Genomic DNA, 7,202 nt, shown 5'->3' on the forward strand with positions numbered 1-7,202 from the left:
CTTATTATTGACTAGAGTCATGCTCTGAAGCGGGGTTGAGTGCCAGGTTGCGCAGCTCTATTATGATTGGCTCTCGGTGGTTCAGAAAGGGATCCCAGCAGGCGACACTCCCCCAGCGGAAGCGATAAGCTAGGAGAGTCAATTAGGTCTCTGAAGCTATGGACGCCGCCGAAATTGCCGCCTTGAAAGAGCGCATCAAGCTAATCCGCGAACGCCGGCCAGCGGTAGCCAAGCTGTTGGAAAAGCCAGACTTGGGCAGCTTGCGCGTGGATGTCAACCAAGCGCTGGAGGAGATCGACGAGTTGCTCCACGAGTTTGAGCAGACTTTTGGCCCGGAAAGCTAGAGGGCTAGTTCCTGATAAGCTGCTGCAACTGGGCCAGAACCTCAGCACTGTGGCGGCTGGGGTTCACGATTGGGTCGATTTCTCGCAAAATCCCCTCCGGGTCGATCAAGAACGTATTGCGCAGGGCAACATCGCCCATCCAGGATCCGTAGGCTCGACTGACCGTGCCGTCGGGATCCGACAGCAAAGGAAACTGTAGCCCCTCTGCCGAGCAAAAGCGCCTGTGAGAGTCCACCGAGTCAGCGCTCACGCCCACAACCTGTGCCCCCATGGCCCGGAACTTGGGCAAATCTTGCTGAAAGCGGCGGGCCTCAATCGTACAGCCGGAAGTGAAGTCGCGGGGGTAAAAATACAACACCACCCACTCCCCCCGAAAATCCGCCAGCCGCCGTATTTGCCCGGCTTGATCCGGCAACGCGAACTCCGGCGCAGGAGAACCTATCGGCGGGAGAGGGGTAGTCCCCCACTGGGCCCAGGCAGGCTGAGCCATCCCAAAGCCCACAAGCAGGCCCACAACCAATCCCATGAAAACCCTGCCCAATTCCCTCACTGCCCCTCCGAGACCTCTCTAGAACCCATCTCTAGTTTACATAACTTTATATGAGTCCAGGAACTCGCCTCACTGCGCAGAAGCAAGCCAGCGGGGTGGGAAGCATCTCCACTCTGCCAGCTCAATGTTGCCGCTTTGCCAATTCCTTTGCCAATTCAAGGTAACCACTTGCAGAGCAAAAGCTGCGGAGGGATCCCCAACCATCGCCAGAGTTGAGAGGTGCGTTCGATGGGGGTATAGCGCAGTTGAGCGTACAGTTGCCGCGCGGGGAGATTGTCTTCCAATACGTGCAGATGCAAACAGCGGTAGCCCCACCCTTTCGCCACCCCTTCAGCACTGAGCAAAAGCAGACGAGCAATTCCTCGCCGCCGCCAGCCGGGCAGCACCGCCAAGTTGGAGAGGTAGGGATACTTCCCGTGGGCTGTGACCCGCAAAGAGATCTCGGCAGTGCCCACCACTTCGGATCCCACCGCAGCTGCCAGACAGCAGTAGTGGGGATCCCTTGCGGCCAGCCTGAGGCGCAACTCTTCGCGAATGCCCAGCTTGCGAATTGGGTAGATCCAGCGTTGCAGACCTGAGGGGGGATGAAAAACCTGGGCTAGAACTTCGGCCAAGGGATCCAGATCGCCCGGTGTAGCCGGGTAAACCACAGGGGAAGGCAACACAGGTTGAGACGGGGCAACCGCAGGCATCCCCCTTATTTTCCCAAACAACTTGCAAACAACAAAACAATAAGTGGTGACCCCCACGGGGAGCCACCACTGAACCGGTAGAACTTGGCCACAGGGAGGAAAACCACCCCTGCCGACGCGGACTAACCGCATCCAAGACTTAACTAAGACTTATTCAGTTGTCTTAACTTGTAGCTTTTTTTTCCAATTTCTAGGTTTTTCCAATTTCTAGGCCAGCGCCAGTGGCCGCTCCGACACCAGAATCCGACTCTGAGGTTTACGATGAGATCTCCAGATCGCTAAAATGGCAGGCTGAGCCGTTGATGCGATAGATATCATCCGTGATGGGCTGGTAACCCACTTCCACCAGATCGGACTTGGCAGGAGCAAATATGCGGATAATTGCTCTAGCAATCTTTGAGAGAAAGGTAAACATAGCAACCTCCTGAAAGTGAGAGTGAAACTATGAACTGAGAGAACCTCGAATTGCTAAAGCCCGCAGTCCTTGTCCCACTGAGCGCTGGTTCCGACTCGCAGAGCTTGCAGGTTGAGAGCACCTGAACCTGATCACCGATTTTCCCACCCTGACTCGCTCATGAATGGAGACTCAAAATAGCCGGCTGAGCTTGTTGATCTGGCAAAACCACTTTTATTTGAGGATTATTTGAGGAACACCTAGAGCGCTCTCTCACTTTCCCAGTGGCTTGTGCAGCAAGCCCAACTGCTATCTGCCTAACTCCCTTGTTCTGCTTTGAGGAAAACCTGTCGTAGGTACCAGGTGCTCTGCTGAGCGAGACAACCACTTCTCAGGAGAGTCTGCCGAAGCAACGGATCGGAAGCTTGGATCAAAGCGTTGACCGACAGAGAATTTTGGACTTGAATTTTGGATTTGATTCAATCGAGAAGCGGTGCCTCGCGTTTGGGATGGGGATGAGATATTATCCTCCTCGCCTGAATCACTACATTCATAATCTAACCTATAGCCGATCCCTCAACCCAGGTTGGCAACTATTCTTAACAGGTCGGATCATTCCTTTAACTTGGTCTTTTCATCTCTTTTTGGTTCAGGTCAATGAGGGATCCCAGCATTCTGGATTCGGATTCCTCAGCCTCTTTCCGTCACAGGACACCTGATTTTTTGGGGAAACAAGCTGGCTCGGCGCGAGCCTTGAGCTAAACAGAAATAAACGCAAAAAAACAACGACCAACCCCTGCTTCGGGCTTAATCGCCGGAAGGAACTCATTCCCTATCCTAGAAAACTCATTCCAGCTGTAGCTCGTTTTCCAGGTTAAGAGAATCTTGATTTCGGGGCCGAGAACGCAGGATCAGCAGGGAAAAGTAGGGGGGCTGGTAGTCGGCCAGTCCTTCCAGGGTGGGGAAGAGGGTTTGCTGGGGCCAGCCGGCCCAGACCACCAAGCTGGCTTGTTGCAGCCAACCTCTTTCGGCCAGCCACTGCCAAACCTGAGGGTAGACAGAGGCCACTTTCATGAGGACGACTACCTCAGCCCAGGCACAAGCCTGCTCCAGTTCCGAGAGGGCAAACAGAGCCGGTAAAATCGCCAATTTCTCGGAGCCGAGCACCAAGGGGGATCCCAGGGCAGCAGCAGCGGCTAAGGGAGAGCACACCCCCGGTATGGCCTGGATGGGCAAGGCGGGGATCCGCTGCCGCAGGGCTTGGGCCACGTAGGCGAAGGTGCTGTAGAGGCCCACGTCTCCCTCACAGATGAAGGCGACATCTTCTCCCCTTTCTAGGAGTGGGGCTAGTTGCTGGGCAGCCACTCGCCAGGCAGCTTGCAGGACTTCCGGCTGGGTGACAAAGGGCAGGCGAAGCGGCAAGAGGGTTTGTTCCGGTCGCAGCCAAGGGCGCACAATCTGATAGGCCATGCCCGGCTGGCCGGCGGCATTTTGGGGACAGGCCACCCAGTTGACCGTGCTGAGGATGCGGGCTGCTTTGACCGTGATCCAGTCGGGATCCCCTGCTCCAGCACTGATCCCCCAAAAGGTTCCCAGACCCATACTTATTACGTATCAGGCGGTCTCTGTACTGCCCGTACTTCCTTCCTTCAGGCGATCCAAGGCTTCCTGCAAGGAGTTGCGCAAAGATAGGAACTTCTCCAGGCGCACCAGTTTCACCGTTTGGGTAATGCGGGGGTTGCTCACCACCTGAAAGATACCTGCGCGGCCCTGCACCAGCTTGGCCAATTGCACCAGGGCGCCGACGCCAGAGCTGTCGATGAAGTCGATCCCTGTCAAATCCAGGATCAGGTTAGGGGATCCCTCTTCCAGGTATTTGGTGACCACCTTAACAAAGACCGGCTCGGAAAAGGCATCCAGAAGGCCAGTCAGGTGAAAGACCTGGCAGTTTTCCAGCGCCTCGCGGCTGCCGCGCAAGCTGACCGTCAGAGATAGGGGCTCCGGAATGGCTCTTCTCCTTTCAACCATCTCGACAGAAGGGAACACCTGAGAGAGGCCCCAGGGTGGGTTCAATCTCGGGTGTGGAGATAGCTTAGCATCCCCGTTCTCCGCGGGAGACGGTATTTTTCCGCGGGGTCTTCGGGGGAATTACGCCTGGGAGCAGGGATTTCTTCTTTCTGTTCCCTCGTGGCAAGCCAGGAGTCCTTGGGTAGGATGGGGGCAACTTTGCCGGCAGGGCCGACCTGCAATGCACGAACGGCTTTTGGCAGCCTGACAGGTTTTTAAGGGGTGGGCGGTTGGGAGAAGATCACCGAGATCCAGAGATGCAGCAGCGACAATTCAACCTTTCCCCCGGCGCTTTGGCTTGGGTGGGGGCAGGGCTGGGTTTGGGCTTAACGGCTGCAGCTTTTGGGGCAGCTTGGGGGGCTGCGGCTTATCTTCAAACTCAGGTGCTGCCCCAGGTGGAGGATGTTCTATCTCAGGCGACGCGGCGGCGCGTGGAATTGGGGGAGGTGAGGTTTCTGGCCCCCTGGCAGGTGAGCTTGGGAGAAAGCCGCGTTGAACATCTGGCCAGTATCGGCTCCATCGACCTCAGCCCTGATTTCTGGACTTGGCTGCAGACGGGTCAGTGGGTGCTGAATGTTACCCTAAACCAGCCGCAACTGCTGCTGATGGAAACGCTGGATCGCGGCTGGGCGGATGTGCAGTTTCAACTGCCCGAAGGGGAGGGATCCCTGCCCTTGCATGGGCTGAACATCCGTTTGCGCCAGGGATCCCTGACGGCCATCCCTTTGGTGGGGGAGCGACGCCAGTTTGATCGGCTGCAGGGCCAGGTGCAGGTGTGGCTGACTCACAATGCCCCGCCAGGAGAGGAGGATCTTTTCGGGGGGCGGGCCAGTTTCCAGGCGACGGCACGGTTGCTCCCTCGGGAGGGGGAGGGGGGGTACCCCCTGCAGCTCAGGGGGGTGGCGGATTTTGCCCAGGCTTCCGGTTCGGTGACGCTTTCTGCGGCTCGTCTGCCTTTGGATCTCTTGCCCAGTGTGGTGCCGGCGGCCCCTTTTGCGGAGGTGCAGGGGGAAACTGGCTTGGATCTCCAGGTGCTCTGGCGGCGGGATCAACCGCTGGAGTTGACGGGGCAGGCCCAGGTTCAACAGGCTCGGCTGGGGCTGGAGATGCTGCCGCATCCCTTTGAAGAGGTGAACGGCTCCGTTGGCTTTACCTTGCAGGGGCTGGAGCTGCAGGGAGTCAGCGGTCGTTTGGGTCAGCTTTCCTTCACAGAGCTGAAAGGCCCTGTGGACTGGAGCCAGGGGCAGGGGTTTGGTTTGCAGGCGGAACTGGTGCCGGCCAGTCTTCAACAGATCCAAGAGACGTTTGACGTGACTGGCCTGCCGGTGGCGGTGGAGGGGGTGGTAGGGGGATCCGTAGCGGTCACTGGAGCCTTGGATCGGCCGCAGATCCGGGGACAGTTGCGGGGGCTTTCGCCGGGGCAGGTGGATCGCCTGCCGGTGTCGGAGTATGCCTTTGGCTTCCACTTTGCGGATCAAACCTTGGCCTTGGAAGCAATTGACCTCAAGACTGCAGGGGGTCGCATCCAAGGCTCCGGCCAGCTGCAATGGGCTGCCGGCTTGGCAGGCCAGTTCGATCTTCAAGTCAGCGGAGCCGACGTGGAGCAGGTGCTGGCCCTTTACGGCCTCAACCTGCCCCGCCGGGGCGCTCTTCCTTGGGTGGGGCCGGTTTCCGCTCAAGTGCAGGTGGCGCTGACGGGATCCCAACCGCGGGCGGAGGCCAGCTGGGAAAGTCTTGGGGGAGAGATTGCCGGAAGAGGGCAGCTGCAGGTTTTGCCGGAGGGTCGGGACTGGGTGGTGCAGGTGCCGCAGGCGGTGCTGGACGTGGGCGGAGGCCGGGTGGCGGTGGCGGGGCGGTGGGCGGGGGGACAGCTCCAGACGCAGTTGGCTCCTCAGGAGGTGCCGCTGGCCTTTTTCAACCCCCAATGGCCGGGATCCCTCTCTGGCGAGCTGACGGCGCAGCTGGACAGGGCGGCGGCAGCAGAAGTGGGCTTCCTGGGGGCGTTGCGGGCGCAAGGGTCGCTGGCTTTGTTGCAGCCTTTGGGAGCGAGGGGACGGCAGTGGGTTGAGGGCATCCGCGGCCAGGTGACTTGGGAGGGATCCGGACTGCATATCCAGGAGGCGGAGGTGTTGGCAGGTGGCACTCGCCTGGCCAGGGTCGAAGGGCAGATCCCCTTGGATCCCCAGACGCTGCAGGTGGGATCCCTGGATCTGAGCTTTACCACCGACGGGATTACGCTGGCAGAAGTACCCGGCCTGCCGCCGCTGGTGAAAGGAGTGCTGCAGGGATCCGGCCAGATCCGCGGACCTCTGGACACCTTGCAGGTGACTGGCAAGGCGCAGTTGCGGGGCTTGCAGGTGGGAGATGTGGCCTTTGAAGACTTGGCCGGGCCCTTTCAGGGGTCTGTTCAGGGGACGGAAGTGGATCTGCGGGGGAAGCGGGATCGACTGGCGCTGCAGTTGGATCCCCAGTTTCAGCCTTTGCAGTTTCAGGTGCAGCGGGGCGAGGCGGAAATTCGCGGCCAACGCCGGCAAGAGGAGCTCCAGGTGGCAGTGAACCAGTTGCCTCTGGCTTTGCTGGGGGGGGTGGCTGCCGGGCCGTGGGCCAGTCTGCAGGGAACCCTCGAGGGGGAGGTGGCAGTTGACCTGGCAAGCGGCGCCGCACAAGGACGGGCTGCGGTGGCGGATCTGCAGTTGGGAGGGATCGAAGTACGGGGCTTTTCGGTGGATTTCGACTACCACGCTGGTAATGGTTCTCCTCGCCTGGAGATCGCCCAAGCTCAACTGGATTTGTTTGAGAGCACCTACACCGCTAGCGGCACCCTGGAGCTGCCGGCGGATCCCCTCCAGGGCGGTTTGGAGTCTACTCCAGAGGTTTCCGTTCCTCAAATTAACCTAGAGATCAGCACCCGCCAGGGCCGCCTGGAAGACATCGTCTCTGCCTTTAAGTGGCGGCAGTGGCAAGACATCACCACTCGCGGCTTCCGGCGGCCCCCCTTGGGCCCTGCCTCGGTGTTGGAGACCGATCCGGTTGGTTTGCCCAACCATCCTCTCCTGGAGCAGCTGGAGTACTATGCCCAGACCTTGGCCGTCCACCTGGAGACCTTGGCCAGCCGCATGGATCCGCTGTTCGCGTCAGCGGTGCGGAGCACTTTC

At 59.4% G+C, this 7,202-nt stretch carries 6 protein-coding genes and 1 pseudogene; 2 read left to right on the plus strand and 5 right to left on the minus strand.

What is annotated here, in order from left to right; all coding sequences use genetic code 11:
• The first annotated feature begins 158 nt into the window (after window positions 1-158).
• Window positions 159-344 carry a hypothetical protein gene (locus NW818_RS13370; RefSeq protein WP_011433765.1) on the plus strand — a complete coding sequence of 62 codons (186 nt, stop codon included), beginning with the start codon at window positions 159-161 and terminating at the stop codon, window positions 342-344.
• A gap of 4 nt (window positions 345-348) precedes the next feature.
• Here the strand turns inward: NW818_RS13370 and NW818_RS13375 are convergent, their stop codons facing one another.
• The 5 genes from NW818_RS13375 to NW818_RS13395 all read right to left on the minus strand — a co-directional run bounded on the left by NW818_RS13375 (window position 349) and on the right by NW818_RS13395 (window position 4,008).
• Window positions 349-870 (minus strand): peroxiredoxin, encoded by a 522-nt coding sequence (locus tag NW818_RS13375; RefSeq protein ID WP_414424828.1) that lies wholly within the window; start codon window positions 868-870, stop codon window positions 349-351.
• Between the two features lie 179 nt (window positions 871-1,049).
• A complete protein-coding gene (locus NW818_RS13380) occupies window positions 1,050-1,586 on the minus strand; it encodes an N-acetyltransferase family protein (RefSeq protein ID WP_414424829.1) in 537 nt (178 codons plus the stop codon).
• A gap of 256 nt (window positions 1,587-1,842) precedes the next feature.
• A complete protein-coding gene (locus NW818_RS13385; RefSeq protein ID WP_414329361.1) occupies window positions 1,843-2,001 on the minus strand; it encodes a hypothetical protein in 159 nt (52 codons plus the stop codon).
• An 825-nt stretch (window positions 2,002-2,826) separates the two neighbouring features.
• Window positions 2,827-3,582: a precorrin-2 C(20)-methyltransferase gene (locus NW818_RS13390; RefSeq protein WP_414424830.1), complete on the minus strand. Its 756-nt coding sequence runs from the start codon at window positions 3,580-3,582 to the stop codon at window positions 2,827-2,829.
• A gap of 12 nt (window positions 3,583-3,594) precedes the next feature.
• Window positions 3,595-4,008, minus strand: coding sequence for an STAS domain-containing protein (locus NW818_RS13395; protein WP_011433770.1), 414 nt, complete (start codon window positions 4,006-4,008; stop codon window positions 3,595-3,597).
• Window positions 4,009-4,304: 296 nt separating this feature from the next.
• Between NW818_RS13395 and NW818_RS13400 the strand changes: the two are divergent.
• Window positions 4,305-7,202: pseudogene (locus tag NW818_RS13400) on the plus strand (translocation/assembly module TamB); the annotation flags it as partial.

Origin of the sequence: Synechococcus sp. R6-5, assembly GCF_047461775.1 — a bacterium.
Classification (GTDB): Bacteria; Cyanobacteriota; Cyanobacteriia; order Thermostichales; family Thermostichaceae; genus Thermostichus.